The sequence below is a fragment of the Pseudomonas bohemica genome (genome assembly GCF_002934685.1).
GTDB classification, from domain to species: Bacteria; Pseudomonadota; Gammaproteobacteria; order Pseudomonadales; family Pseudomonadaceae; genus Aquipseudomonas; species Aquipseudomonas bohemica.
Genome location: NZ_NKHL01000095.1, coordinates 23606 through 50574, shown reverse-complemented (window position 1 = coordinate 50574; position 26969 = coordinate 23606). Strand labels below are relative to the sequence as shown.

At 60.9% G+C, this 26969-nt stretch carries 22 protein-coding genes; 9 read left to right on the top strand and 13 right to left on the bottom strand.

What is annotated here, in order from left to right; translation table 11 throughout:
* The first annotated feature begins 30 nt into the window (after positions 1 to 30).
* Entirely contained in the window at positions 31 to 405 is a 375-nt protein-coding gene (locus CE491_RS08000) for a septal ring lytic transglycosylase RlpA family protein (RefSeq protein WP_110947812.1), read from the top strand.
* Between the two features lie 59 nt (positions 406 to 464).
* Positions 465 to 1517, top strand: coding sequence for a calcium/sodium antiporter (locus tag CE491_RS07995; RefSeq protein ID WP_110947811.1), 1053 nt, complete (start codon positions 465 to 467; stop codon positions 1515 to 1517).
* Between the two features lie 149 nt (positions 1518 to 1666).
* Here the strand turns inward: CE491_RS07995 and CE491_RS07990 are convergent, their stop codons facing one another.
* The 5 genes from CE491_RS07990 to ptsP all read right to left on the bottom strand — a co-directional run bounded on the left by CE491_RS07990 (position 1667) and on the right by ptsP (position 10307).
* The gene (locus tag CE491_RS07990) at positions 1667 to 2608 is read right to left on the bottom strand and encodes an AEC family transporter (protein ID WP_110947810.1); all 942 of its coding nucleotides are present in this window, start codon (positions 2606 to 2608) and stop codon (positions 1667 to 1669) included.
* 195 nt (positions 2609 to 2803) lie between these two features.
* The gene (locus tag CE491_RS07985; protein WP_110947809.1) at positions 2804 to 4369 is read right to left on the bottom strand and encodes an alkaline phosphatase D family protein; all 1566 of its coding nucleotides are present in this window, start codon (positions 4367 to 4369) and stop codon (positions 2804 to 2806) included.
* Between the two features lie 362 nt (positions 4370 to 4731).
* A complete protein-coding gene (locus CE491_RS07980) occupies positions 4732 to 6477 on the bottom strand; it encodes a PTS fructose-like transporter subunit IIB (protein WP_110947808.1) in 1746 nt (581 codons plus the stop codon).
* A 30-nt stretch (positions 6478 to 6507) separates the two neighbouring features.
* Entirely contained in the window at positions 6508 to 7446 is a 939-nt protein-coding gene (pfkB, locus tag CE491_RS07975) for a 1-phosphofructokinase (RefSeq protein ID WP_110947807.1), read from the bottom strand.
* A complete protein-coding gene (gene ptsP / locus CE491_RS07970) occupies positions 7446 to 10307 on the bottom strand; it encodes a phosphoenolpyruvate--protein phosphotransferase (protein ID WP_110947806.1) in 2862 nt (953 codons plus the stop codon). The genes pfkB and ptsP overlap by 1 nt, the downstream gene beginning before the upstream one ends.
* 296 nt (positions 10308 to 10603) lie before the next feature.
* Between ptsP and cra the strand changes: the two genes are divergently transcribed.
* From cra to CE491_RS07940, 6 genes are all read left to right on the top strand, one after another.
* Positions 10604 to 11599, top strand: a complete 996-nt coding sequence (gene cra, locus CE491_RS07965) for a catabolite repressor/activator (protein ID WP_110947805.1) — start codon at positions 10604 to 10606, stop codon at positions 11597 to 11599.
* The gene (locus CE491_RS07960) at positions 11596 to 12381 is read left to right on the top strand and encodes a TatD family hydrolase (RefSeq protein ID WP_110947804.1); all 786 of its coding nucleotides are present in this window, start codon (positions 11596 to 11598) and stop codon (positions 12379 to 12381) included. The genes cra and CE491_RS07960 overlap by 4 nt, the downstream gene beginning before the upstream one ends.
* A gap of 95 nt (positions 12382 to 12476) precedes the next feature.
* A complete protein-coding gene (locus tag CE491_RS07955; RefSeq protein WP_110947803.1) occupies positions 12477 to 12905 on the top strand; it encodes a low affinity iron permease family protein in 429 nt (142 codons plus the stop codon).
* A 93-nt stretch (positions 12906 to 12998) separates the two neighbouring features.
* Positions 12999 to 13382 carry a Rho termination factor N-terminal domain-containing protein gene (locus CE491_RS07950; protein WP_110947802.1) on the top strand — a complete coding sequence of 128 codons (384 nt, stop codon included), beginning with the start codon at positions 12999 to 13001 and terminating at the stop codon, positions 13380 to 13382.
* 131 nt (positions 13383 to 13513) lie between these two features.
* Entirely contained in the window at positions 13514 to 14635 is a 1122-nt protein-coding gene (locus CE491_RS07945; protein WP_110947801.1) for a DUF3182 family protein, read from the top strand.
* Entirely contained in the window at positions 14619 to 15389 is a 771-nt protein-coding gene (locus CE491_RS07940; RefSeq protein WP_110947800.1) for an alpha/beta hydrolase family protein, read from the top strand. Before CE491_RS07945 ends, CE491_RS07940 begins: the two co-directional genes overlap by 17 nt.
* Before the next feature lie 112 nt (positions 15390 to 15501).
* Here the strand turns inward: CE491_RS07940 and CE491_RS07935 are convergent, their stop codons facing one another.
* The 8 genes from CE491_RS07935 to CE491_RS07900 form a co-directional block, all read right to left on the bottom strand.
* Positions 15502 to 16713 carry a zinc-dependent alcohol dehydrogenase gene (locus CE491_RS07935; protein ID WP_110947799.1) on the bottom strand — a complete coding sequence of 404 codons (1212 nt, stop codon included), beginning with the start codon at positions 16711 to 16713 and terminating at the stop codon, positions 15502 to 15504.
* Positions 16714 to 16959: 246 nt separating this feature from the next.
* Positions 16960 to 18513 carry a galactarate dehydratase gene (gene garD / locus CE491_RS07930; RefSeq protein WP_110947798.1) on the bottom strand — a complete coding sequence of 518 codons (1554 nt, stop codon included), beginning with the start codon at positions 18511 to 18513 and terminating at the stop codon, positions 16960 to 16962.
* 29 nt (positions 18514 to 18542) lie between these two features.
* Entirely contained in the window at positions 18543 to 19916 is a 1374-nt protein-coding gene (locus tag CE491_RS07925; RefSeq protein ID WP_110947797.1) for an MFS transporter, read from the bottom strand.
* Positions 19917 to 20176: 260 nt separating this feature from the next.
* Positions 20177 to 21088, bottom strand: coding sequence for a 5-dehydro-4-deoxyglucarate dehydratase (gene kdgD / locus CE491_RS07920; protein ID WP_110947796.1), 912 nt, complete (start codon positions 21086 to 21088; stop codon positions 20177 to 20179).
* A gap of 340 nt (positions 21089 to 21428) precedes the next feature.
* Positions 21429 to 22178, bottom strand: a complete 750-nt coding sequence (locus tag CE491_RS07915) for a FadR/GntR family transcriptional regulator (RefSeq protein WP_110947795.1) — start codon at positions 22176 to 22178, stop codon at positions 21429 to 21431.
* 116 nt (positions 22179 to 22294) lie between these two features.
* Positions 22295 to 24031, bottom strand: a complete 1737-nt coding sequence (locus tag CE491_RS07910; RefSeq protein WP_110947794.1) for an ABC transporter ATP-binding protein/permease — start codon at positions 24029 to 24031, stop codon at positions 22295 to 22297.
* A gap of 99 nt (positions 24032 to 24130) precedes the next feature.
* The gene (locus CE491_RS07905) at positions 24131 to 24691 is read right to left on the bottom strand and encodes a response regulator transcription factor (RefSeq protein ID WP_110947793.1); all 561 of its coding nucleotides are present in this window, start codon (positions 24689 to 24691) and stop codon (positions 24131 to 24133) included.
* Positions 24688 to 25947: an ATP-binding protein gene (locus CE491_RS07900; RefSeq protein ID WP_110947792.1), complete on the bottom strand. Its 1260-nt coding sequence runs from the start codon at positions 25945 to 25947 to the stop codon at positions 24688 to 24690. The genes CE491_RS07905 and CE491_RS07900 overlap by 4 nt, the downstream gene beginning before the upstream one ends.
* Before the next feature lie 296 nt (positions 25948 to 26243).
* Between CE491_RS07900 and CE491_RS07895 the strand changes: the two genes are divergently transcribed.
* Positions 26244 to 26960 (top strand): SIMPL domain-containing protein, encoded by a 717-nt coding sequence (locus CE491_RS07895; RefSeq protein WP_110947791.1) that lies wholly within the window; start codon positions 26244 to 26246, stop codon positions 26958 to 26960.
* Positions 26961 to 26969: the final 9 nt, after the last annotated feature.

The following is a 26969-nucleotide window of genomic DNA, read 5'->3' as shown; positions in this document are numbered from 1 at the left end:
ATGTTCTACCGACTCAAAGGACTGCAACCCATGCGGCGGCTCCTCGGCGCTTGCGCCCTACTCTCCCTGCTGGCCGGTTGCGCCAGCGAAGGCATCATCGATCCACACGGTTACAACGCCACCGGCGGGGCCTCGTATTACGGCTCGCGCCATCAGGGCACGCGCACCGCCAGCGGCGAACGCTTCGACCAGGGATCCCTGACTGCCGCCCATCGCCAACTGCCTTTCGGCACCCGCGTGCAAGTCACCAACCTGGACAATGATCGCGAGGTCATCGTCCGTATCAACGATCGCGGCCCGCATACGCGCGGACGATTGATCGACGTATCCCGTGCAGCCGCCGAGCAATTGGGTATGCTGCGCAGCGGAACCGCCCAAGTGCGGGTGCAAGCTCTCGACGACTGATCCTGACCGATCCAAAGGTGCCCTGAATTCTCGCCTTATCGACCCTTCCACTGCCCACGCTGATCGAGCTGATCGGTGGTCTGTTGCTGATGATCATCGGTGCCGAACTGTCGGTGCGTGCCGCCGTGGCCCTGGCTATCCTACTGAAAACCCGCCCGCTGTTTCTCGGGCTGACGGTCGTCGCCCTTGGCAGCAGCGCGCCACAGATGGCCGTCGGTCTGCAGGCGGCATTGACCGACAGCACTGACATCGCCGTGGGCAGCGTCATCGGCAGCAATATCTTCAATATTCTGGTGACCCTCGGCCTCTCGGCGCTGATCATCCCTCTGCGCGTGGCAAGGCAACTGGTGCGCGTCGACCTGCCGTTGATGATCGGCGCTACCGCGCTGGTGGCCGGACTGGCCTGGAATGGCGTGTTGAGTGTGCTGGACGGGGTGATTCTGCTGATCGCCATGGCCTGCTATCTGGCTGTCGTGGTGCGGCAGTTCGCTCATGGCGCGCGGCACTTCAGCGCCAATGCTGAAACCCCGCGGCGTAAGGCCTGGCCCATTCTCGCTCGTTTGGCGTTGATGGTCTGTGGATTGGCGCTGTTGATTTTCGGCAGCCATCTTCTGGTCGCTGCAGCGGTGGTGATCGCGCAGGATCTGGGGCTGTCGGAACGCGTGATCGGGCTGACCGTGATCGCGGGCGCCACCTCCCTCCCCGCCTTGATGACCTCGCTGATCGCCGCCCTGCGCGGGGAACGGGATATCGCTGTGGGCAACATCATCGGCAGCAACCTGTTCAATCTGCTGGGGGTGCTCGGGATCACATCGCTGATCGCCTCGGGGCCGCTGTCGATCTCACCCAACGCGCTGGACTTCGACCTGCCGGTGATGCTCGGCGTCGCAGTGTTGTGTCTGCCGCTGTTCTATTCGGGGTATCGAATTACCCGGCTGGAGGGGTTGCTGTTATTAGGGCTGTACGCGGTGTACGCACTGCACATCGTCTCGTTCACCACCGGCATGCCCCTGGCGGAGCGGCTGGAACGGCTGATGATTCACTATGCGTTGCCGGTATTGGGGGCGGGGGTTTTGATCAGTACGGTAAGGGCTTGGCGCAGGCAGCATTGAGAGCGCCTTGGTTCGCCAAACCTTATGAGGAACCTTTTCCCTGTGGGAGCACGCTTGCCCGCGAAATCGGTGTATCAGATATGCATACGCTGACTGACACTACGCATTCGCGGGCAAGCGCGCTCCTACAGTTGGTGTGATGCCACGCTCTAAATCCACCCGCCCCACTGCAGAATGAAAATCCCGATATTGGTGGTCACTGCCGCTGCCAGCGTGGTCATGACGATGATCGACGCCGCCAGCTCGTGATTCCCTTCGGCGGCGCGGGCCATGACGAAGCTGGCCGATGCGGTGGGCGCGCCGAAGTACAGGAACAGGATGCCCAGTTCGGCGTGACGAAAGCCCAGCAACCACGCGCCCAGGGTGCAGACCAGAGGCAACCAGACCATCTTCATCATGCTCGCGCTGATTGCCAGCCCGCCACTTTCTCGCAAGGACTTCAACGACAGCGTGCCGCCAATGCACATCAAGGCCAGCGGCAGGGTCATCTGCGCCAGATAGCTGCCGGACGTGTCGAGCCATTTCGGCAGACCGATGCCGAAGTAGGCGAACGGAGTGGCCGCGACGATGCTGATGATCAAGGGGTTGGCCACCACGCTTTTGCAGATGCTCCACGGGTCGGACTTGATCACCGGGCTGTAGACCGCCAGCACGATGGTCGAGAGGGTGTTGTAGAACAGGATTACCAGCGCGGCGAGGATCGCACCGAGCGAAATGCCGTAGTCGCCGTACATGCTCGCCGCCAGCGCCAGCCCGATGACCCCGTTATTGCCGCGAAATGCGCCCTGGACATAGATGCCGCGCTCGACGAAAGGCACGCGATAGATCGCCCAGCCCCAGACCAGCGCAAAGCCCACCAGCGTGGCAATGATGAAGTAGATCAGCACCGCCGGTTGCAGCGCCGCATGCAGGTCGGCATGGATGATGCCCAGGAACAGCAGCGCGGGCATGGTGCAATTGAACACCAGCGAGGATGCGGTGTGAATGAAGCTGTCGTTGATCCAGCCGACACGTTTGAGCACCACACCCAGAAATAACATGGCGAACACCGGTGCGGTGATGTTCAGGGTTTCCCAAAAAATTGCCAGCATGCACGCCAAACCCTGAGCCGTCGTTAGGTGGCTAATGATAGGCCAGCGGCGGGCTAAGTGTTATCGGGAATTGCGTAGTTATCGTACAACCGTCGGAGTATCGGCCTTGTAGGAGCGCGCTTGCCCGCGATGGCGGTAGGTCGGCGACGGATTTGTTGACTGACCAACCGTATTCGCGGACAAGCTCCTACAGGATCACGCGGTATGATCCGACGGCACCAGCTTCTTCTCAAACACCGAAACTCCGTCCAGATCCCGCAGGGTCACCGTCATTTCGCCGCTCTGGCCATCGATATTCACCTCACCAAAAAACTGAAACCCGGCAAAGGGCGAGGTGTTCTGTGCAGGCGGGGCTTTCTGGAATACCAGTTCCGGGCCGAAGGTCTTGTCCAGCGTGTTGGGACCGAAGCTGCCCGCATTCAAAGGCCCTGCAACGAACTCCCAGAACGGGTCGAAATCCTGGAAAACCGCCTGATCCGGATGATAGTGATGGGCGGCGCAGTAATGCACGTCGGCGGTCAGCCATACCGTGTCGCGAACCTTGTGCTGACGCAGGAACCCGAGTAACTCAGCGACTTCCAGCTCACGGCCTTTCGGCGCGCCATTGTCGGTATTGGCGATGGCCTCCCAGCGCATCACCCCTGGGCTGATTTCACCATCGGGAACGCCAAGGCTGATCGGCATATCCGCAGCGATGACCTTCCACTGCGCGTCCGACGCCCGCAATTCACGCTTGAGCCAATCCAGCTGTTCACGCCCGAGAAACGCCGTGGTCGGCCCCGGCTTGTCGGCCAGGTTGGCATCGTTGCCATCGCGATAGCTGCGCATGTCGAGCACGAACACATCCAGCATCGGCCCGTAGCCGAGTTTGCGATACACCCGACCGCCATTGTCCGCGCTCTGCAAGCGCATCGGCGCGTATTCCAGAAACGCCTGGCGCCCACGGGAGGCCAACAGCTGGATGTCTTTGACCTTGTAGCGCTCGTCCAGCTGCTTGCCGGGCGACCAGTTGTTACTCACTTCATGGTCGTCCCACTGCCAGATCTGCGGGACCTCGGCGTTGAAGCGGCGCAGGTTCTCGTCCATCAGGTTGTAGCGATAGGCGCCGCGGTATTCGTCGAGGGTTTCGGCGACTTTGCTCTTCTCTTCGGTGGTGATGTTGCGCCAGATGCGGCCGCCTTCGGTGACCACTTCGGCCGGCACTGGGCCGTCAGCGTAAATGGTGTCGCCGCTATGGACGAAGAAATCCGGCAGACGCAGACGCATGGCTTCGTAGATGCGCATGCCGCCAATGTCCGGATTGATGCCGAAGCCCTGCCCGACCGTGTCGCCACTCCAGACGAAGCGGATATCACGACGGGTTTGCGGCACGCTGCGCAGATGGCCAAACCAGGGCTCGCTGGCAACACCGGTTTGCGCATCTTCGAAGAACACCCGGTAGAAGATGGCCTGATCGCTGGGCAGCCCGGTCAGTTCGACGCGCGCGGTGAAGTCCGTGCGTTGATCGGCGAGCAGCGAAACCGTGCGGCGCGGATTGCTGAACATGCTGCGAGTGTCCCATTCCACCACCATGCGCGAAGGCCGATCGCTGCGGCTCCAGACCATCGCGCGATCCCCTAGCAGGTCGCCGGACTGCACGCCGTCGGTCATTTTCGGGCGATCCTTGACCGAGGCGATGACCGCAGGCGCAAGGCCCGGCAAGAGCAATCCGGCGCCAGCGGCCTGAATGATGCGGCGGCGTGTCAGGTCGAACTGAGTCATTTTTATTCCCCCTCAAGCGAATGCCAAAGAAGGAAAACTACCAACGGATTGTTGGGGGAATGTGACAAAGGCAGGTGAACACAGGACCTGCGCAGACTGTGTGAAAACGCCGACGAACGATTGAACTGCGCGTTCCTATGTAAATTCTGAAAAGATCGGCCGGTGTGCGGACTTGGAATTTACGTAGCAGCGCAATTGGCAGTTCATTTTTTTAACCAGTCATTGAGGCTGAGGTTTTCACACAGCTTGTGTGGGAGTGAACTTGCTCACGAAGGTGGAATTCCGGACCCTGCATCTTTCATGTATGCACAGGCTCCTTCGTGAACAAGCGCGCTCCCAGAGGGTACTGAGCGCCTGTCGAATCAAGCCCCTGCTGGTACCGCATCCAGCTCGACCGCCTCAGGTCGCTTCAACAGCGCATACAACACTCCGGTCACCACACTGCCGACGACGATTGCCAACAGGTACAACAACGCGTGGTTGATGGCGTTCGGGATGAGCAACACGAACAGCCCGCCGTGAGGCGCCATGAGTTTGCAGCCGAAGAACATCGACAAGGCGCCGGTCAGTGCGCCGCCTACGATGCTGGCGGGGATCACGCGCAGCGGGTCTTTCGCGGCAAACGGGATCGCGCCTTCGGAGATGAAGCACAGGCCCAGCACGAACGCTGCCTTGCCCGCTTCGCGTTCGCTTTGGGCGAACTTGCGGCGAGCGATCATCGCGGCGATGCCCATGCCGATAGGCGGCACCATCCCCGCCGCCATGGTCGCCGCCATCGGCGCGTAACTCTGCGACGCCAGCAACCCCACCGAGAACGCATAGGACGCCTTGTTGATCGGCCCGCCGAGATCCACGCACATCATCGCCCCGAGCAGCACGCCCAACAGAATCGCGTTGGTGGTGCCCATGCTGTCGAGGAAGTGGGTCAGCCCTTCGAGCATCCCGGCCACCGGCTTGCCGACCACGTAGATCATCACCAGACCCGTGAACAGACTCGCCAGCAGCGGAATGATGAGAATCGGTTTCAGCGCCTCGACACTGGCCGGCAACTTCGCGTAGCGATTGATCGCAGCCGCGCTGTAGCCGGCGAGAAAGCCCGCGACGATACCGCCGATAAACCCCGCGCCCAATGTGCTGGCCAACAGCCCGCCGATCATCCCCGGCGCGAGCCCCGGCCGATCAGCGATTGAATAAGCGATGTAACCGGCCAGCAACGGCACCATCAATTTGAATGCTGCATCGCCTCCAATCTGCATCAATGCGGCGGCCAGCGAACCCGGATTGTCCTTCGCCGCGTTGATGCCGAACACGAACGACAGCGCGATCAGCAGCCCGCCTGCCACCACCATCGGCAGCATGAACGACACGCCAGTGAGCAGGTGTTTGTAAACGCCGGTCTTCTCTTTGTTCGCCGGGGCGTTGGGGGCCGTTGCAGCAGACTCGACCTCAGCTTCAGCCAAGGCTTTCCTCAGCGTCGTTTCGGACTGCTTGAGGGCAATCCCGGTGCCGCAGCGATAGATACGCTTACCGGCGAAACGCTCGGTGGCAACCTCGATATCGGCGGCCAGCAACACCACATCGGCATCGGCAATGGCCTGGGCACTGAGCGGGTTGCGCGCGCCGACCGAGCCTTGGGTTTCCACGTGCAAGTCATAGCCGAGTTTTTTCGCCGCCTGCTGGATCGCTTCTGCGGCCATGAAGGTGTGCGCAACGCCCGTCGGGCAGGCGGTCACCGCCACCAGACGGGGAGCCTTGGCGACGATTGCGTCGGGGGCCGGTGCTACGCTTTCACTGGCCACATAAGGTTTCGCCAGTTCGTTCGCCGAACGCATGAAACCGTCGATATCCTGCAACGCCCGGGAAGGTGTCGCCTGATACAGACGCTTGCCCGAGAACCGCGTCAGATCCAGCGGCCCGGTATTGACCACCAGCACCCAGTCGGCGCTGGCGATGTCTTGGGCAGAAAGCTGCTTTTGCGGATCACGCGGGTCATGCACTTCGACGCTGGTGGCCCAACCCTGACGCTGCGCCGCCGCATCGAGCAAGCGGGCGCTGAGGACACTGCTGATCTTGCCGTTCGGGCATGCCGTGACAATGGCTAACTTCATCACACTTCCTCTCTTCTTGTTCGGTCGGCGCTATTGGGTCATGGGGCGTACATTGACGCCGCCTTCCAGCCGTTTGAGTTGCACAGTGTCATTGATGCCAAAGCCAATCTGGGTCACCGCCATGGCGGCAATCGCGGTGGCCGTGCGCAGGGTCTGCTCGGGTGTGTGCCCGCTGAGCAGACCGTGAACCATCCCCGCCAATAACGAATCCCCCGCGCCTACCGTGCTTGCCACGCTGACCTTGGGTGGCAGTGCCTGCAACGCCACGTCGGCGCTGAACCAATGCACGCCTTCCGAACCTTGGGAGATCACTACATGCTCGATCCCACGCTGACGCAGGTTCGCGGCGGCCTGCGCTTGAGCGGCGATGGAAATGATCGGCGCATTCAGCGCATCGGCCAATTCTTCGGTGTTGGGTTTGATCAGCCAGGGCGAGGCTTCAAGGCCAGCGCGCAGGGCTTCGCCACTGGTGTCCAGCGCGACCTTCAGGCCCATGGCGTCGAATCGTTGCAGCAGCGTCTTGAGCCATTGCGCATCGACCCCGCGGGGCAAGCTGCCCGCCACGATCACGGCATCGAAGTCGCCAGCGATCTGTTCGATGCGGGTCGCCAGCGCCTGCTGCGCCTGGAGGCTGACCTGAGGACCGGGGCCGTTCAGATCAGTGATGCGACCACTGCTTTCCGCCAGCTTGATGTTGCTGCGGGTCTCCCCTGGCACGCGGACGAACTCATCGATAAAGCCGCGCTTGGCGAACAACGACTCGAACGGCTTCTGATTATCGACGCCGAGAAAGCCCGCCACGGTCAGGGTATGCCCAAGATCCGCCAGCACCTGGGCAACGTTGATGCCCTTGCCTGCCGCATGGCTGAGCATCGCTTCGCTGCGGTTGACCTGCCCTACGTGCAACGGCCCCAACTGCACGGTCAGGTCCAGCGCCGGGTTGGTGGTCAATGTCAGAATTTTCGCCATTACAGCCCCTCCACGAGGGCACGCACTTCAGCGGCGCTTCCCACAGCCAGCGCGGCTTGCGCGAGCTGTCGAGCACCGACCACATTCAATTCGCGCACGCAGGCTTTGACTTCACCCACACTGCGCGCCGCGACGCTCAATTCATCCACATCCAACCCCACCAGCACCGGCACAGCCAAAGGGTCGGCCGCCAACTCGCCGCAAACACCAACCCATTTGCCGTGGGCATGGGCGGCGCGCACGGTGATGTCGATCAGTTGCAGAACCGCCGGGTGCAAGCCATCGGCCTGGGCCGACAAAGTCGGATGACCACGGTCGATGGCCAGGGTGTATTGCGTCAGGTCGTTGGTGCCGACACTGAAGAAGTCCACCTCTTTAGCCAGCACCGGCGCCAGCAACGCCGCTGACGGCACTTCGATCATGATCCCCAGTTGCAGGTCGGCGACCGGGATTTCCGCACGCAGGCGCTCGGTCATGTCCCGCGCCAGACGCCATTCTTCGACGGTGCCGACCATGGGAAACATGATCCGCAACGGCCGGTTGTCCGCCGCACGCAGCAACGCGCGCAATTGGCTCTCCATCACCTCGGGACGTTGCAGGGTCAGGCGAATGCCGCGCACGCCGAGGAAAGGGTTTTCCTCCTTGTCGATCGGCCAGTACGGCAGGGGTTTATCGCCGCCCACATCGAGGGTTCGCACCACCAGCGGGCGGCCTTGAAGGTCATCCAGCACGCGGCGGTATTCGGCCTCTTGCGTGTTTTCGTCAGGAGCCGAACTGTGCGCCATGAACAGCAATTCGGTGCGCAACAGGCCGATGCCTTCAGCGCCCTGCTCGACCGCTGCCGGGGTCCCGGCGCTGTCGCCGATGTTGGCGAACACCTCGACCGCGTGGCCGTCCCTGGTAATCGCCGGCTCCATGCGCAAGGCAGCAGCCGCTTTCAGGCGATGCTCGCGTGTATCGCGATCGAGCAAGGCGCGTTGCAGGGTCGGCTCGTCCGGCGCGACATCGAGTCGGCCGCGCTGACCATCGATCAACAACACAGTGCCGGACTTGATCAACAGCACCGCATCACCGGCCCCCACCAGCGCCGGAATACCCAGCGCCCGCGCAACGATAGCGCTGTGGGCCGTCGCGCCGCCGCGAGCGGTGAGAATCCCGGCCACGCGCACGGGGTCGAGCCGCGCGACGTCGGAGGGGCCGACTTCATCCATCACCAGAATGTAGGGTTCTGTCGGCTCGACCAGGTCGTCGACGCCGCAGATATGCGCCAGCACGCGACGACCGATGTCACGCAGGTCCGCGGCGCGCTCCGCCAGCAGTGCGTCCTTGAGTTGCTCCTGTTGCCGGGCGGCGGTGTCGATCACATGCGCCCACGCGGCGGCGGCGCTCTCGCCTTGCTTGAGGCGCAGCACCACCTCGTCGACGAGCTCGGGATCGTCGAGCATTTCCTGATGGGTGATGAAAATCTCGCGAATGGCCTTGGCCGTGCTGCGCTGGATCAGCCCCTCGATGTCCTCGCGCACCTGTGCCAGCGCCCCCTGCAGACGCTCGTGCTCGGCGTGATGGGACTCGCCCAGCAACGGATAGTCGAACACCGGCAGCACGTGGACATGGGCGGGGCCAGTGGCGATCCCAGGCGCGGCAGGTACGGCCTGGATCTGCGAGCCGGCAGCGGGCGCACTCAAATGTCTTTCCACGGCCGCGGCAATGGGTGTTGGCGCCGCTTCGGTCGGCAGTGGTTCGATCTCTTCGCCCAGACCATCGAGCACAGCCGCGACGAGCGCGGGCAAGACGTCACTGGCGACGGTCGGCTCGGCAATGAATTCCAGCACCTGACCACGCCGCACGCCCAGGCTCAGCAGCTTGCTCAGACTTTTGACCGACACGGGGTTTTCGGCGCTATCGACGATGCGCACGCGGACTTCGCCTTCGAAATTCTTCGCCAGTTGCGCCAAGACTTTTGCGGGACGCGCATGCAGCCCGTGGGCGTTGCCGAGCGGGACACGTTCGCTCGGCCAGTCAGGCGGCACGTCACCCCCCAACGCCTGCAATACGGCGCGGCTGCTGGTGGCCTGCCCAAGCTCCTGGCCACGCCCCTCGATCAGCAGCGCGCACAGACGCTCGAGCAGCGCTTCATGGGATTCACCCAGACTGGCGAGGCAGAACAGGCCGTTGAGCGGCTGCCCCAGATGGCGCATCGGTTTATCCGGGGTGACGAATGCCAGGCCCGGTTTATTGACCATCTGCTCGCTGTGCAGCCACCACAGCCCATCGCCCAGCGGCAGCGGCTCGACCTGTTGCAGTACAGCGGCAAAACCGTTGTTCACGCATTCGGCGCGGCGCAGCAAGCGCGCGCCACGCCAGACCAGCTCTTCGAAATCATCGACCGACGCGCCGAGGCTGATCATCTGCGCGTCCAGCGCCAACTCTTGCGGCGCGCCTTGTAGCAACTTGAGCAGCGCCTCGGGGGTGTTCGCCTGCCGCAATGCCAGGCCCAGATCGGCCTCGCCGAGGGCGCGGGTCAGCAGCTGCAAGAGGCGCAGGTGTTCGTCGGACTTGGCCGCAATACCGATGGCCAGATACACCATCTGCCCATCGCCCCAATCCACGCCCTGCGGAAACTGCATCAAGCGCACGCCGGTGGCATACACCTGATCGCGGGTTTGCGGCGTACCGTGGGGAATCGCGATGCCCTGCCCCAGAAAGGTCGAGCCCTGCTGCTCGCGGGCCTGCAGGCCTTGCAGATAACCGGGGGCCACCAAACCGTCAGTCACCAGCATGTCGGCGAGCAATTGCAGCGCGGCGGGTTTATCCACAGCCGATTGGTCCATGCAAATTTGCTCAACGGTCAGCTCGAGCATCGCTTTCTCCTGATTCTTGTTGTAAGGCTGTAAGTGGCCAAGGCTGCAGTACCAACGTTTGATGTCAGACCACCATTTTGGCTAGACAGCAGCAATAAAATGGTCTGCTGAATCGTTTAATCTAGATCGGCGGGCACGTTACTCGATATTGTTGGCCGATTGAAGCACTGCCGGTCGATTGATTCAGGAAGCGTCCGAAAAACCCAAAGTGACAAGGGTCTGCTGTAATGATGTCCATGAATCGGTGAAAATCTCGCCCGCAGTCCCTCCGAGCCAAAAATAAAAGGAACGTCCGCTTGAAACTCAGTGATATTGCGCGTTTGGCCGGTGTATCCGTTACCACTGCCAGCTACGTGATCAACGGCAAGGCCGAACAACAGCGCATCAGCAACGCGACGGTCGAGCGCGTGCGTGCAGTGGTCGAGGCCCATGGTTTTCGGCCGAACCCGCAAGCCGCCGGCCTGCGCAGTCGGCACACCCGCACACTGGGCTTCATCCTGCCAGACCTGGAAAACCCCAGTTACGCGCGCATCGCCAAGCAGCTCGAACAAGGCGCCCGCGCCCGCGGTTATCAGTTGCTCATTGCCAGCTCCGACGATGATCCCATCAGCGAGTTGCAGTTGTTGCAGCTGTTCCGCGCCCGTCGCTGTGATGCACTGTTTGTCGCCAGTTGCCTGCCCGCCAGCGATGACAGCTATCGCGAGCTGCAAAAGCACGGTGTTCCGGTCATCGCCATCGATCGCGAGATGGACCCGACGCACTTTTGCTCGGTGGTCAGCGACGACCACGATGCCAGCCAGCAACTGACCCGCAGCCTGCTGGAAATCCGGCCACGGCATATCGCGCTGATCGGCGCCCGTCCTGAGCTTAGCGTGAGTAAGGCCCGTGCCAGCGGTTTCGAAGATGCATTGAACGACTTCAAAGGCTCGGTCATCGTCGAGCACGGTGAATCCTTCAGCCGTGAATGCGGGCTGCGCATCGCCGGTGAAATGCTCGATCGGCTGGGCTACTTCCCCGATGCGTTGATCACCACCTCCTATGTCTTGTTGCAGGGTGTGTTCGACCTGCTGCATGCCCGCGGCTTGAACCCGGACCAGCTGCACCTGGGCACGTTCGGCGACACACAACTGCTCGATTTCCTGCCGCTGCCGGTCAATGCCATGGCTCAGCAGCATCAGCTGATCGCCGAGAAAGCCCTGGCCCTGGCGCTTTCGGCCGTTGAGCAGGACCAATACGAACCCGGTGTCAACGCCATCGTGCGCACCTTCAAAAAGCGCATTCACGAGGCTTGAACGTGACGTTGATCGACACCCATACGCATCTGGATTTCGATGATTTCGACGTCGATCGCCAAGTCGTGCTCAGTCATTGTCGAGCGCTGCAAGTAGAACGGATCGTGGTGCTGGGGGTCTATCAGCGCAATCTGCAACGGGTGTGGGATCTGGCGCTCAGCGAGCCCTCCGTTTACGCCGCGCTGGGCCTGCACCCGATTTATCTGGATGAACATCTTCTTGAACACATGCACGATTTGCGCGAGCAGCTTGCCCGGCTGGCGGGTCATCCCAAGCTGTGTGCGGTGGGCGAAATCGGCCTGGATTATTACGTTGAGTCGCTGGACAGGATGCAGCAGCAAGCGCTGTTCGACAGCCAGTTGCAGATGGCCGCCGACTTCAATCTTCCTGTCCTGCTCCATGTCCGTCGCAGCCACGCCGACACCATCGCCACGCTCAAGCGTTTCAAGCTCAAGCGAAGGGGGATCGTTCATGCGTTCGCGGGTAGTCGCGAAGAGGCCAAGGAGTACATCAAGTTGGGATTCAAGCTAGGGCTCGGCGGGGCAGCGACCTGGCCCCAGGCGCTGCGCATGCACCGGGTGCTCGCCGAGCTGCCACTGAGCAGCGTGGTGCTGGAAACCGATTCGCCCGATATGGCCCCTGCGATGTTTCCCGGCCAGCGCAATAGCCCGGAACATCTGCCGCAGATCTGCGCAGCGCTGGCTGGCCTGATGAACGTATCTGCCGAGCGACTGGCGCAGGTCAGCAGCGAAAACGCCTGTGAAGTCTTCGGCTGGAATTAAAACGCCATCCGCCAGAATTAATTTTGTAAAAAGAAATTTCGACCACTCCCAGCGGTCCCTTGCATATCTACCCCCGATAGCTAAGGACACCGGCAATGAAATTCTCCAAATTCGCACAAGCGCTGTCGAAATGGACCGGCAGCCCCCGGACCTTTCTGGTCGCGATTCTGTTGATTTGCGCGTGGGCCGCAACGGGTCCAATGTTCCATTACAACGACACCTGGCAGCTGATCATCAATACCTCTACTACCATCATCACCTTCCTTATGGTGTTTCTGATCCAGAACACCCAGAACCGCGATACCGACCAGTTGCACATCAAGATCGACGAATTGTTGCGCGTAACCAAGGATGCGCAGAACGCCGTGCTCAGTCTGGACAACCTGGATCAGAAAGAGCTGCACGACCTGCGCAAGAAATACAAGGCCATGGGGGACAAGGAAGCGGCCGATCACACCCAGCCCTTTCCCGAATGCGAAGCCGACGAAACCCGCAAAGCCTCAAGCCAGACCGCTGACCACTGATCAGCCAACGAGGAACTACGCCGATTTGCACTCTTCTTACCTGATAAGCCCCGCGAGGCGGGGCTCATTGAGCATGCAATCGGGAGACTGAAAATGCCCACTCAAAACAAAGACAAGTACACCGCCGAGCAAAAGAAAAAAGCGGCGCATATCGAAGACAGTTACGAGTCCAAGGGCGTGTCCAAGGGCGAGGCCGAATCCCGCGCCTGGGCGACCGTCAATAAGCAGTCCGGCGGCGGTGAGAAAAAAGGTGGCTCGGGCACCAAAAAGCCTGCGAGCGCCAAGTCCCACGACCGTAAGGACTCGGCCAAGCGCGCCGCCGCCACCAAACACGGCGCGCCACGCAATAAGGGCGGGCAGTCGCTGGATGCGCAGACCAAGGTCGATCTGATGCAACGGGCACGCGGACTGAACATCTCTGGCCGCTCCACCATGAGCAAGCAGGAGTTGATCAGTGCGATTCGCAAGGCGGCATGAGAGAGCCAATCGACCGTCCACCTTCCCGTTGTAGCAATCCGGCTTGCCGGTGGTGATGGATTCAAAATCGCCATCACCGACAAGCCGCGCCGCTACGCAAGGTCGCCGCGCATTGCACAGGGAGTTAGCCCATGAGCGGATCACGCAGCTTTGCAAAGTCTGAAGTCGTTCTGCTGGCTACCCACAAGAAACTGGCAATCCATGAGACGGTGGTGCAGCAGGTTCTGGCCGAAAAAATCGCCAGCTTACTGGGAGCAGAGTTCGTCGGCGCCTATGATCCGGCGCTGCACATGGGGCATGCCCTGTATTACATTCCATCCGACACTCTGATCGGCAAGCAGGCAGGCGAACAGCTGAATGTTCGCAGCGTCGACGATTTCTTCGGCGGGCTGATCGATTACCCCTTCATGGCAACCAAGGCCATTTCTCACCCCCTCCTCAAAGGCGCGACAGCCAAACCCGCAGGTTGGTCGGAGCGCTTTTTCGAAAGCGCCGCCGACGCGGTGTTGAAGGGCTTCAGCGTATTCAATGTAGATGATGCCAAGCGCGCGGGTTCGCAGTTGCTCAAGGATGGCCCTGTTCGGGTCAAACCCGTGTTGGCGACCGCAGGCCGCGGTCAAGTTGTGGTCGCGTCGGAACGCGAACTGGATAAGGCTCTTGCGCAGCAGAACATGGCCGAGGTCGAACAATGGGGTCTGGTGCTGGAGGAGGATTTGCAGGATGTCATCACCTACAGCGTCGGCCAGATCCAGGTCGCTGGCATTGTGGTCAGTTACCACGGCACGCAGAGCCTGACCGAGGACAACGATGGCGAGATCGTTTACGGCGGCTCGTCGCTGTGGCTGGTGCGCGGTGACTACGATGAACTGCTCAAGCTCGAGCTTGACGATGACGTGCGACGCTCGGTGACTCAGGCCATGAGCTACGAAAAGGCCGCGCTGGCCTGCTTTCCGAATTTCCTGGCGTCGCGACGAAACTACGATATCGCTCACGGCACCAACGCTCGCGGCCAGGTTCGTTCCGGCGTGCTGGAGCAGTCCTGGCGAATCGGTGGCGCCAGCCCCGCCGAGGTCGAAGCGTTGATGGCATTCGCCGCCGATCCCCTGCTGCAACGCATCGGCGCTTCCAGCCATGAAATCTACGGGCCGACCACTCTGCCCGCCGACGCCCATGTTCTCTATGAGGGCGACGATCCAGAGGTCGGCCTTATCAGCAAATTCACACAGGTCCAGCCTTATGACGGTACGCAGTGAAACCATCGACATTAACGTCAGCGATGAAACCATCTCCGGCACCATCCTCGCCCCCGGCTCGAAAATGCCCGGCATCCTCTTCGTTCATGGTTGGGGCGGCAGTCAGCAGCGTGACCTGGCGCGGGCGAAGAATATTACCGGCTTGGGCTGTGTGTGCCTGACCTTTGATTTGCGCGGCCATGAGCGAACCCACGAAATGCGCGCCTCGGTCTCCCGCGAACACAGCATGGAGGACTTGCTCGCCGCGTACGACAGGCTGGCGAGCCATCCGGCTGTGGATAACAACGCGATCGCGGTGATCGGCAGCAGTTACGGTGGCTATCTGGCGACGATCTTGAGTGGCATACGGCCGGTACGCTGGCTGGCGTTGAGGGTGCCTGCACTGTACTGGGACGCCGACTGGGACATGCCCAAGCAGGCGCTGGACCGGGACAAACTGGCGCACTACAGGCGCTCGGCCGTGACAGCTGCCGATAACCGCGCGTTGGCGGCGTGCAAGGATTTTCAGGGGGATGTGTTGCTGGTCGAGTCCGAGCAGGACGACTATGTGCCCCATGCCACGCTGATGAGTTATCGCACGGCATTCGACCTGGCGCATTCGCTGACTTATCGTTTGCTGGACGGCGCCGATCACGGGCTGAGTACCGACACCAGTCAGCACGCCTACACGAAATTGCTGACCGACTGGATCAGTGAAATGGTCATCGGCTCGCGGCTAGTGGATTATCCGCATCATTCGGCGGCGTATTCATGAGGCTCCCCCTGTAGCAGCGCGTTCGCCCGCGATACCGATGCGTCTGAATCCGATGCGTTGGCTGACACGACGCATTCGCGGGCAAGCGCGCTCCTACCGATGTTGCGATGCTCTACAAGTGCGCATCATTGGCCGACGCATCCACCCGACTATCGAACCCCGGCGTGAGGATGATCTTTCGGCAATCCTCTTCGCGCTTGTCGAAAATCCGGTAGCCATCGGCCGCTTCTTCGAGGGAAAGCCTGTGGGTAATGATCGCCTCCGGAGCCAGTTTGCCCTCTTCGATCAGGCTTAACAGTTCGGGCAGATAACGGTGCACGTGGGTCTGGCCCATCTTGAAAGTCAGGCCCTTGTCGAATGCGTCGCCAAACAGGAAGCCGTGAATGAACCCCGCATACACGCCCGGCACGCTGACCGTTCCACCGCGTCGCACCGCCGCGATGCATTGGCGCAAGGCCTTGCCGCTGCTGCCTTCAAGCTTGAGCGACGCCAGGATGGTTTCGGTGGTGCTGCCCTTGGCTTCGAAACCCACCGCATCGATCACTGCGTCAACGCCGCGCATACCCGAGGTCTGACGAATGATGGTGTCAGCCGGGTCGTCATCTTCATCGAAATTGATCGGCACCACGCTATAGGTGAATTGCGCGTATGCCAGACGATAGGCGTGATGGTCGACCATGAAGATCTTCTCGGCGCCCAGCATTTTCGCGCAGGCCGCACTTAAAAGTCCTACAGGCCCTGCGCCATAGATCGCGACGCTCGAGCCGGCCTTGACCCCTGCGTTGAGCACTGCTTGCCAGGCGGTAGGCAGGATGTCCGAGAGGAACAACACCTTCTCGTCCGCCAGGGTGCCCGGCACTTTGAATGGCCCGACGTTGCCCTTCGGCACGCGTACATATTCCGCCTGCCCACCTGGCACGCCCCCGTACAGATGGCTGTAGCCAAACAACGCCGCACCCGGCGCGATCGACTTTTTATTCAAAATCGCCCCGCGACCGGTATTGGTGGATTCGCAAGCGGCAAAGGCGTCCATCTGACAGAAGAAACAGCTGCCGCAGGCAATCACGAAAGGAATCACCACTCGATCGCCCGGTTTGACTGCAGTCACCTCTGGCCCGACTTCTTCGACGATGCCCATGAATTCATGACCGAAAATATCGCCGTGCTCGGTGGCCGGGATCTTGCCGCGATACAGGTGCAGGTCCGAGCCGCAGATAGCGGTGGCGGTGACCTTGAGCAGCACATCATCGGCGTCCTGAATGATGGGGTCGGCAACGGTTTCCACTCGCACATCGTGGGCGCCGTGATAAGTCAGTGCGCGCATGAACGTCTCCTTGTATTGCAGGCAAACCGCCGGGGTAGACGGCTTCTCGATAAACACTCAATAAGGATAGGTCAGGGCGGGATGAAGTTCAGGGGCTGGGCGTACAAGTGACCAGTGGAGTCGCCCAAAACCCTGTCGGAGCGCTTGCCGGCGATGGCGTTTCGTCGGTCAACATATCGAATGCTGACACGCCGCCATCGCGTACAAACACGCTCCTACAGGAGGGTGTTCACAACGTCGTCCGGGTTACGTAATCGGCGCCGGATTGAACAGGGTGATGTCGTTGTGCAAACGATAATGCTCGGTCCAGGTCTTCTTTTTGCCGCTGGCGACATCGAGATAGAAATGGAAAAGCTCCCAACCCAGGTCCTCGATGCTGGCGCGACCGGTAGCGATGCGTCCGGCATCAATATCGATCAGGTCCGGCCAGCGGTGCGCCAGCTCGGTCCGGGTCGAGACTTTGACCACTGGTGACATTGCCAGCCCGTAAGGCGTGCCGCGACCGGTGGTGAACACATGCAGGTTCATCCCGGCCGCGAGCTGCAACGTGCCACAAACGAAATCGCTGGCCGGCGTCGCGCAGAAGATCAGCCCTTTGCGATTGACCCGCTCGCCAGGGCCCAGCACCCCGTTGATCGCGCTGTTGCCGGATTTGACGATCGAACCCAGGGACTTTTCGACAATGTTCGACAACCCGCCCTTCTTGTTGCCAGGCGTGGTGTTGGCGCTGCGGTCTGCTTCGCCCTTGGCCAGATAGCGGTCATACCAGTCCATCTCGCGCACCAGTTCCTCGGCCACTTGCGTGGTCTCGGCGCGGGAGGTCAGCAGGTAGATCGCATCGCGCACTTCGGTGACTTCGGAAAACATCACCGTCGCGCCTGCGCGCAGCAACAGGTCCGACGCATAGCCCAATGCAGGGTTGGCGGTGATGCCGGAAAACGCATCGCTGCCGCCGCATTGCATGCCCAGAATCAGCTCGGACGCCGGCACGGTTTCGCGACGACGTTGATCGAGTTTCTTCAGACGGGCTTCGGCCAGTTCCATGATCTGCTCGATCATTTCGTTGAAGCCGTGGCTGGAATCCTGCAGCCGGTACAGCCAAGGGTCGCTCAGGTCTACCGACGGATCGTCTTCGTGCATCACCTGCCCGGCTTGCAATTTCTCGCAGCCCAGACTGATCACCAGCGCTTCGCCGCCCAGGTTCGGGTTGCGCGCCAGATTGCGCACGGTGCGGATGGGGATGTACGCATCCTTGGCCGTAATGGCGACGCCGCAGCCGTAAGTGTGGGTAATTGCCACAACGTCATCGACATTCGGGTATTTGGGCAGCAGCTCTTCGCGAATCCGCTTGACCGCAAAATCCAGCACGCCGGTGACGCACTGCACGGTGGTGGTGATGCCGAGGATGTTGCGCGTACCGACCGTGCCGTCGGCGTTGCGATAACCCTCGAAGGTGAAGCCTTCCAGCGGCTCGCCCTTGCCCGGCACTTCGGTGGACAGCGGCAGGCTGTCCAGCGGCGGAGCGCTTGGCATACGCAATTGATCTTCCTTGACCCAACTACCGCGGGGAATCGGTTGCAGGGCATACCCGATGGTCTGCCCGTAACGAATCACCGCCCCACCTTCGGGGATATCCACGGTGTTGACCTTGTGGCTCTGCGGCACGTTATCGATGGTCACCAGACCATTGTCGAACTCTGTTCCCGCCGGTACGCCCTGGTCATTGACCACGACGACAACGTTATCGCGCTCATGCAGGCGGATGTAACGTGGCGAGTCGGCATGTTGAATCAAGTTCATCACGGTTTTTCCTCAGTTTTCGCTTGAGCTCAGGTCTTGGCTTGAGAAACTTCGCCGACTTCCCTGGCCCGCAAATCACCCTGCGTTGGGGTGTCTTTCAACTCCACTCGTTTGATCTCGCCTACGATGAATACGTAGCTGATCACCGCTACCAGCGCGTTGGCGCCGACGAACACCAGCGCCCATTTGAACGAGCCGGTGGAGCTGATGATGTAGCCGATGACAATCGGGGTAGTGATCGAGGCGATGTTACCGAACATGTTGAACAAAGCACCGCTCAAACCGGCGATTTGCTTCGGCGACGCGTCGGACATTACGGCCCAGCCAAGCGCGCCCACGCCTTTGCCGAAGAAGGCCAGTGCCATGAAGCCCACCACTATCCATTCGATGTCGACGTAGTTGCAGGTGACGATGGAGGTCGACAGCAGCAGACCGCCAATAATCGGCGCTTTGCGCGAGAAGGTCAGCGAGTGGCCGCGACGCAGCAGGTAGTCGGATATGACGCCGCCCAACACGCCGCCAACGAAGCCGCAGATGGCGGGCAATGAGGCAATGAAACCGGCCTTGAGGATGGTCATGCCGCGTTCTTGCACCAGGTACACCGGGAACCAGGTCAAGAAGAAATAGGTGATGCCGTTGATGCAGTACTGGGCCAGATAGATGCCAAGCATCATGCGATTGGTCAGCAATTGACGGACGTAGTCCCATTTCGGGCCGCCCGCAGAGCCTTTGCCCTTGTCCTGGTCCATGTCGACCATGCCGCCGTTATTGGCGATGTGATCAAGTTCGGCCTTATTGATCATCGGATGGTTGCGCGGGCTGTGGATGATCTTCAGCCAGATCAGCGAAAACACGACGCCGACGCCACCCATGACCACGAACACATGCTGCCAGCCGTAGGTGAAGACGATCCAGCCCATGATCGGGGCGAACAGAACGGTGGCGAAGTATTGCGCGGAGTTGAAGATCGCCGAGGCAGTACCGCGCTCGGAGGTCGGGAACCAGGCGGCGACGATGCGCGCGTTGCCGGGGAAGGAAGGCGCTTCAGCCAAGCCCACCAGAAAGCGCAGCATGAACAGCGCGACGATGGCGGTAGAGAGGCCGAACTCACCGACATAGCCTTGCAGCACGGTGAACAGCGACCAGGTAAAGATGCTCAGTGCATAGATCTTCTTCGAACCGAAGCGATCGAGCAGCCAGCCGCCTGGGATCTGACCGGCCACGTAGGCCCAGCCGAAGGCGGAGAAGATATAACCGAGGGTGACGGCGTCGATGCCAAGGCTTTTTTGTAGACTGGAGCCAGCGATGGCGATGGTTGCACGGTCGGCATAGTTGATCGTGGTCACCAGAAACAGCATGAGCAAAATCAAATAGCGGACGTGGGTCGGCTTGGTTTTTTGCATGTTCGAAAACTCCCACTAATTATTTTTTTGCGCGGGTTAAACGATCTTTATGTGTGTGTGCTGCTCGCCTCTGCCCCTAAATTCAGATGCGATTGAAGCATTTGTCGCTGTGACGCCTGGGGTAAAACTCACGCGCCGGCAGCCTTGCCAGGGCGAATTGCTTGAAACGGAAAATGATGACGCTTGCCAACCTGCAGAAGAACAAAGCCCCACCGCAAAAAAACCGCTGATCTCTCAGCGGCTTTGCGGCAGGTCGGCGGTTACTGCTGACCTTGCTTGTCCATCAGTGCAGCAAGCATTTCGAACTCTTCTGCAGTCAGGTCGGTCAGTGGCGCGCGAACCGGGCCTGCGTCGTAGCCAGCGATCTTCGCGCCCGCTTTAACGATGCTGACGGCATAGCCGGCTTTGCGGTTACGGATGTCCAGGTAGGGCAGAAAGAAGTCGTCGATCAGCTTGCCGACGGTGGCGTGATCGTCTTTGGCGATCGCGTGGTAGAAGTCCATCGCCAGCTTCGGTACGAAGTTGAAGACCGCCGAGGAGTAAACCGGTACGCCCAGCGCCTTGTAGGCTGCGGCGTAGACTTCAGCGGTTGGCAGACCACCCAGGTAGGAGAAGCGATCGCCCAGACGGCGACGAATCGAAACCATCAGCTCGATATCGCCTAGGCCATCCTTGTAGCCGATCAGGTTCGGGCAACGCTCGGCCAGTTGTTCCAGCAGGGCCGGGGTCAGGCGGCAAACGTTGCGGTTGTAGACGACCACGCCGATCTTGACCGATTTGCAGACCGCTTCAACGTGGGCGGCAACGCCGTCCTGGCTGGCTTCGGTCAGGTAGTGCGGCAACAGCAGCAGGCCCTTGGCACCCAGACGTTCGGCTTCCTGAGCCATCTCGATGGCCTGGCGAGTCGGACCACCCACGCCCGCCAGAATCGGCACGGTCTTTTCACAAGTGTCGACGGCAGTCTTGATGATTTCGGAGTATTCGCGGCCGGTCAGGGAGAAGAACTCACCTGTACCGCCCGCCGCGAACAGTGCCGAAGCGCCGTACGGGGCCAGCCACTCCAAACGCTTGATGTAGCCCGCGCGGTGGAAATCGCCTTGGGCATTGAAGTCGGTTACCGGGAAGGACAGCAGACCGTGGGAGAGGATGGACTTCAGTTCTTGTGGATTCATTATTCGAACACCCTGGGAAGCTAATTGTATGAATGGATCATCAGACCTGAGCCGATGTCGTAAGTCATCGTACAACTAGGAATGACATCTCTCAATAGGGGGTGTGAATTATTTATGTTAGGAGGGGATGAGTGGCGGTTTGGGCGTGATCCAACTGTTCTTAACGCCCAACCTTCAGTAGCGCGCTTGCCCGCTATCCGCCTCGAAGAGCAGCGAATACGGGAAGACCTGCCAAAATCAGGTGTCTAAGTTGCTGCCGGCCCCGAGAATTCGCGGGCAAGCGCGCTCCTACATTTGGAACAAGGCGTGCTGGCCCACCGCATGATCAGGTCATACGACCTCAAGCCCGCTGCGACTCCGCCTCTTCGTGGGCATGACGCAACCGCTCGCGGCTGTTGGTCAGGTGCAGGCGCATGGCGGCGCGCGCAGCATCGGAATCCTGGCGGGCAATGGCGTCGTAGATTTCTTCATGCTCGCGGCTCAGGCGATTCATGTAGTGCTGATGATCGTCATGGGCCAACCGCGCGGAGTTCAAACGGGTGCGCGGGATGATGCTGGTGCCCAGGTGATTCATGATGTCAGTGAAATAGCGGTTGCCGGTGGACAGCGCGATGGCCATGTGGAACTGGAAGTCCGCGCCGACGGCATCGCTGGCGTGGGACGCTCCTTCATTGAGGGCGTCCAGAGCAGCGCGCATGTCGGCCAGTTGCTCCGGCGAGCGGCGCTGTGCTGCCAGACCCGCCGACTCGACCTCAAGGCTGATCCGCAGCTCCAGAATCGCCAGCACATCACGCAGTGTAACGATGGTCGCCGGATCGATGCGAAACCCGCTCGGGCTCGGTGTATCGAGTACGAAGGTGCCGATACCATGGCGCGTCTCGACCAGGCCGGACGCTTGCAGGCGCGAGATGGCTTCACGCACCACCGTGCGGCTTACGCCCTGCTCTTCCATGATCGCCGACTCGGTGGGTAGCTTGTCGCCGCGCTTGAGCTCGCCGTTGCGAATGCGCTCGGAGAGTTCGGTTACCAGTTCCTGCGCGAGGCTGCGGTGCTTTCGGCGTGCGCGAGGCGGAGCACTCTGATTTTCCATATCCAACAGGTATCTCTAAATACGGTGAAAGGCTAATCATAGCTCACCGGGTTGTACGATCACATAACAAACCCGGCGAGTTCGTAGGTTTTTGCGGCACTTTGCCCGATTGATCCTCAAATCACCGTTTCGGGATGCGGCTGCTCCTGTAACTGTCCGCCCTCGATGCGCAGATGACGGCGATGGAAGCGCTTGAGGCTGCTGCGATGACCAATGCTGAGCAGGGTCACGCCGGGCAGTTCGTCGAGCAGGGCCTGATACAGCGCTGCTTCGTCTTCCTCGTCCATCGCCGACGTGGCTTCGTCCAGGTACAACCAGTCCGGCGCGAACAGGAGCGCTCGGGCAAACGCCACCCGCTGCTGCTCGCCCGGCGACAGCATGCGCTGCCAGTGATTGCTCTCATCCAGACGCGGCACCAGGTGGCCGAGTCGACAGGTTTCCAGTACCTGGGCGAAACGCTCGGCCGGGTACACCTCGGGCGCCTGTGGGTAGCTCAAGGCTTCGCGCAGCGTGCCGATGGGCAGATAGGGTTTCTGCGGCAAAAAGAAGGCACGTTTGGCCGGTAATTTCACCGCGCCCTGCCCTTCGTTCCACAGCCCGCCCAGCGCCCGCAGCAGGGTACTCTTGCCGCTGCCGGAACGGCCGCTGAGCATGACTTTCTCGCCTGCCGCGATGTCGATGCTGGCGTTGTTCAGCAATTGACGACCGCCGATCAGCGACAGATCCAGCCCCTGCACATGCAGCGCATTGCTTTCATGGCTGACCTTGATCGCAGGCACGCGGGCTTCGTTCTCGTCCATGGCCTGGCGGAAGCTGAGCAGACGATCACAGGTTGCCCGCCACGACGCCAACTGGGTGTACGCGTCGATAAACCAGCTGAAGTTTTCCTGAACATTGCCGAACGCCGAGTTGATCTGCATCAGCTCGCCGAGCTCGATCTTGCCCGCGAAGTAGCGCGGTGCGGCGACGACGAAGGCGAAGACGATGGCGATCTGCGAATAGCCTGCGGTGAAGAACGTCAGACGCTTCTGCACTTTCATGATGGTCCAGAAGTTACTCCAGACCATGTCGAAACGCGCGCTCAGGCGCTGGTTCTCGTTGGCCTCGCCCTCGGACAGGGCAATGCTTTCGGCGTTTTCGCGAACCCGGACCAAGGAAAAACGCATGTCCGCTTCATAGCGCTGTTGCTGGTTGCTGAGCAGGATCAGGCGTTTGCCGATCAGGTGGGTCAGCCAGCTGCCAACGGCGGCGTACAGCAGCGCGGCCCAGAACATGTAGCCGGGGATGGTGATGCCATACAGCTCGATGCTGCCGGACACGCCCCACAAAATCACCGAGAACGACACCAGGCTCACCACCGTGCGCAACAGGCCAAGGCTCAGGCTCAGCGTGTCGGAGGTGAAATTATTGAGGTCTTCGGACAGCCGCTGGTCAGGGTTATCGGTGTAACCGCCTTGTTCCAGCCGGTAGTAGTTCTTGTGCGCGAGCCACTTGGTGAAATGCTTTTCAGTGAGCCAGCGACGCCAGCGGATGGTCAGCATCTGCGTCAGGTAAAGCCGATACACCGCGCCGAGAATGGCAATGGCGGCGATTCCGCAGAAATACAGGATCAGGTGGGTGAAGGCGCCCAGATCCTTGTTTTGCAGGGCGTTGTAAAAGTCCCGGTACCAGCTGTTGACCAGTACGGAGATGAAAACGCTGAACAGCGAAAGCGCGATCACGGCAATCAGCAGCACCCAGGCCATGCCCTTTTCTTCGCTGCGCCAGTAGGGTGTGACCAGCTTCCAGACCCGGGAGAAAAAGCTCCCGGCCACAGCGTCATTGACCCTGGATTCATCGATATCAAAATTCATGGTGAAGGCTCGACGGCAGGCATTTAATGGCGTTGGCACCAATGTGCCAGACGCCACGCACGGTCTTCCATGAAGAAATCTTTATATGGCAATCCTTGCTTAACGACGGACCGGTCGCTTCTGCAACTTGCGCTGCAATGTGCGTCGGTGCATCCCCAGCGCTCGAGCAGTTGCCGAAATATTGCCCTCGTGCTCGGTCAGCACCCGCTGAATGTGCTCCCACTGCAAGCGGTCCACGGACATCGGGTTTTCCGGCACCAGGGTGTCCAGATCGGCGTGCTCGGACAGCAGCGCGGCCAGCACATCGTCAGCGTCGGCCGGCTTGCACAGGTAGTTGCAGGCGCCGCGCTTGATGGCTTCGACCGCAGTGGCGATGCTCGAATAACCGGTCAGTATCAGGACACGCATTTCCGGGTCCAGTTCCAGCAGCTTGGGCAACAGCACCAGTCCGGAGTCGCCTTCCATTTTCAGATCGACGGTGGCGTAGTCAGGAAGATCGTCCTGGGCCAGCTTCAATCCTTCTTCGGCGGAGCTTGCGGTGCTGACCCGAAAGCCACGGCGGGCCATGGCGCGCGCCATCACGCGAGTGAAGGTGGCGTCATCGTCCACCAGCAGCAGGTGCGGCAGCTCTTCGCCTTGGACCTGGATCTCATCAGTCATGCTTCTTCTCCTGGTGCATTACGGGGCAGGCGCAGTTCGGTGAGCGTGCCGCCTTCCTCGTGAGGATAGAGTCTCACCGAGCCGCCCGCGCGGGTCACGCTGGCCTTGCTCAGAAACAGGCCCAGGCCGAAGCCTTTGCCCTTGGTGGTAAAGAACGGTTTGCCGATCTGTTCGGCCACGGCCAGCGGGACCCCTGCCCCGTGGTCGCGGATGGTGATGTTGATCTCCGCAAGGCTCCAGTCCAGATTCACTTCCAGACCTTCCGGGCAGGCATCGGCGGCATTGTTCAGCAAGTTCAGCAGGGCCTGGGTCAGATCGGGTGGCGGCGCGACCATCGGCATCTCGCCCTGGCCCAGACGCTGGAAGCGGTAGCTGGCCTCCGGGCGCATCAGGTGCCAGCGATTGAGCGCTTGATCGAGCCAGTGAGTGGCGGTCTGCTCTTGCACGCTGAGACGGCGATTGGCTTCTGCGGCGCGGACCAGTTGCTGCAGCGTTTCCTTGCACAGCTTGACCTGATCCTGGAGCACCGACAGGTCTTCCTGCAGCGCAGGGTCCTTGTGGTCCTGCTGCATCTCCTTGAGCAGCACGCTCATGGTCGCCAGCGGCGTGCCCAGTTCGTGAGCAGCACCTGCGGCTTCGGTGGCCACGGCCAGCAATTGCTGATCCCGGGCGCCCTCTTCCCGGCGCAAGGCGCGCATCTGCTCCTGACGCCGCAGCTCCTCGGCCATGCGCGCGGCGAAGAAGGTGATCACCCCGGCAGCCAGGGCGAAACTGAGCCACATGCCGTAGATCTGCATCTTCTCGCGGGCGATGGCGAAAGCCTCCACGGGATAGAAGTTGGCGAGCATCAGGGTGTACAGCGCCAGGGCGATGCCGGAGAGGATCAGCGAATAGCGCCAGGGCAACGTCACCGCGGCGATGGTCAGCGGCACCAGATAATAGGAAACGAAGGGGTTGGTCGATCCGCCCGAGAAATACAGCAGCGCGCTGTGGATAAACAGGTCGAATGCCAGTTGCACGGCGTATTCAAGTTCGGTGACCGGCCATGAAGTGCGCAGCCTGATGGCCGTCAGCAGGCAGACGATGGCGGAAAAACCGAGCGTGATGTCCAGTTGCAGCCAGGGCAGCGGCAGCAGGTTGAAGAGATAGGCAAAACCGACCGAGCCGGCTTGGGCACCCAGCACCAGAATGCGGACGAACGTCAGTCGCCAGAGGTTCTGGCGGGTGGCGGAGAGTAATTGTACGGGGGCGAGCATGAGCTCTCCTGATGAGCGCTCCAGGCGGATCGGAGCGAGTATAACCAATGCGGCGCGGCTTTCCGTCAAAGTGCGTCAAAGCGCCACAGCGGTATCGCCTCATAACGTTGTAGCAGTCCGGCTTGCCGGCGGCAGCAATTTCACCGACGCCACCGACGACAAACCGTGCAGCCATGGGCCGGATGAGGCAGACATAGTCGTGATAGGAACAAGATCCCCGGATGACAGTCTGATGGGCATCCGTCCGGCATGCCTCATGGAGCCACCATGGACGGTTCGCCAACAAGGAGTTTTACATGTTCAGCCTTCGCCCCACTGCCACATTGCTCACCCTTGGCGCCGCTACGCTTGCCAGCGCCTGCGTCATGGCCGAAGACGTTCATTACAATCAGGTCTCCGTGCGCGCCGAGGTCAATCAGCAAGTCCAGCGCGACCTGATGACGGTCACCGTGTACACCGAATCGCAGAATACCGATCCCGCCAAACTGGCCGCCGGGGTCACCGAAACCCTGAACAAGGCCCTCGGCGAAGCCCGCCAGGTCAAGGAGGTAACCATTCGTCAGGGTAGCCGCAACAGCTATCCGATCTACGACGACAAGGGTCAGACGATCACCGGTTGGCGCGAGCGCGCCGAGCTGCGTCTGGAAAGCCCCGATTTCGCAGCCCTGTCGAAGCTGACCGGCGAACTGCTGGGCAGTGACATGAAAATGGGCGGTATGGACTTTTCCATCTCCAACCCGGCACGCAAGGCCAGCGAAGACACCCTGCTCAAAGACGCCGTCACCGCCTTCAAGGCCCGCGCGCAACTGGTCACCGATGCGCTTGGCGGCAGCGGCTACAAACTCGTCAACCTCAACCTGAACACATCGGGCTACCCGCAGCCTTATATGCGTGCGCCGGTCATGATGATGAAAGCCGCCCGTGCCGATGCTGCACCGACGCCTGAAGTCGAGGCTGGCACTAGCCAGGTCAGCGTCACCGCCGATGGCGTGATCGAAGTCGCCATTCCCTGATCGAAGCCA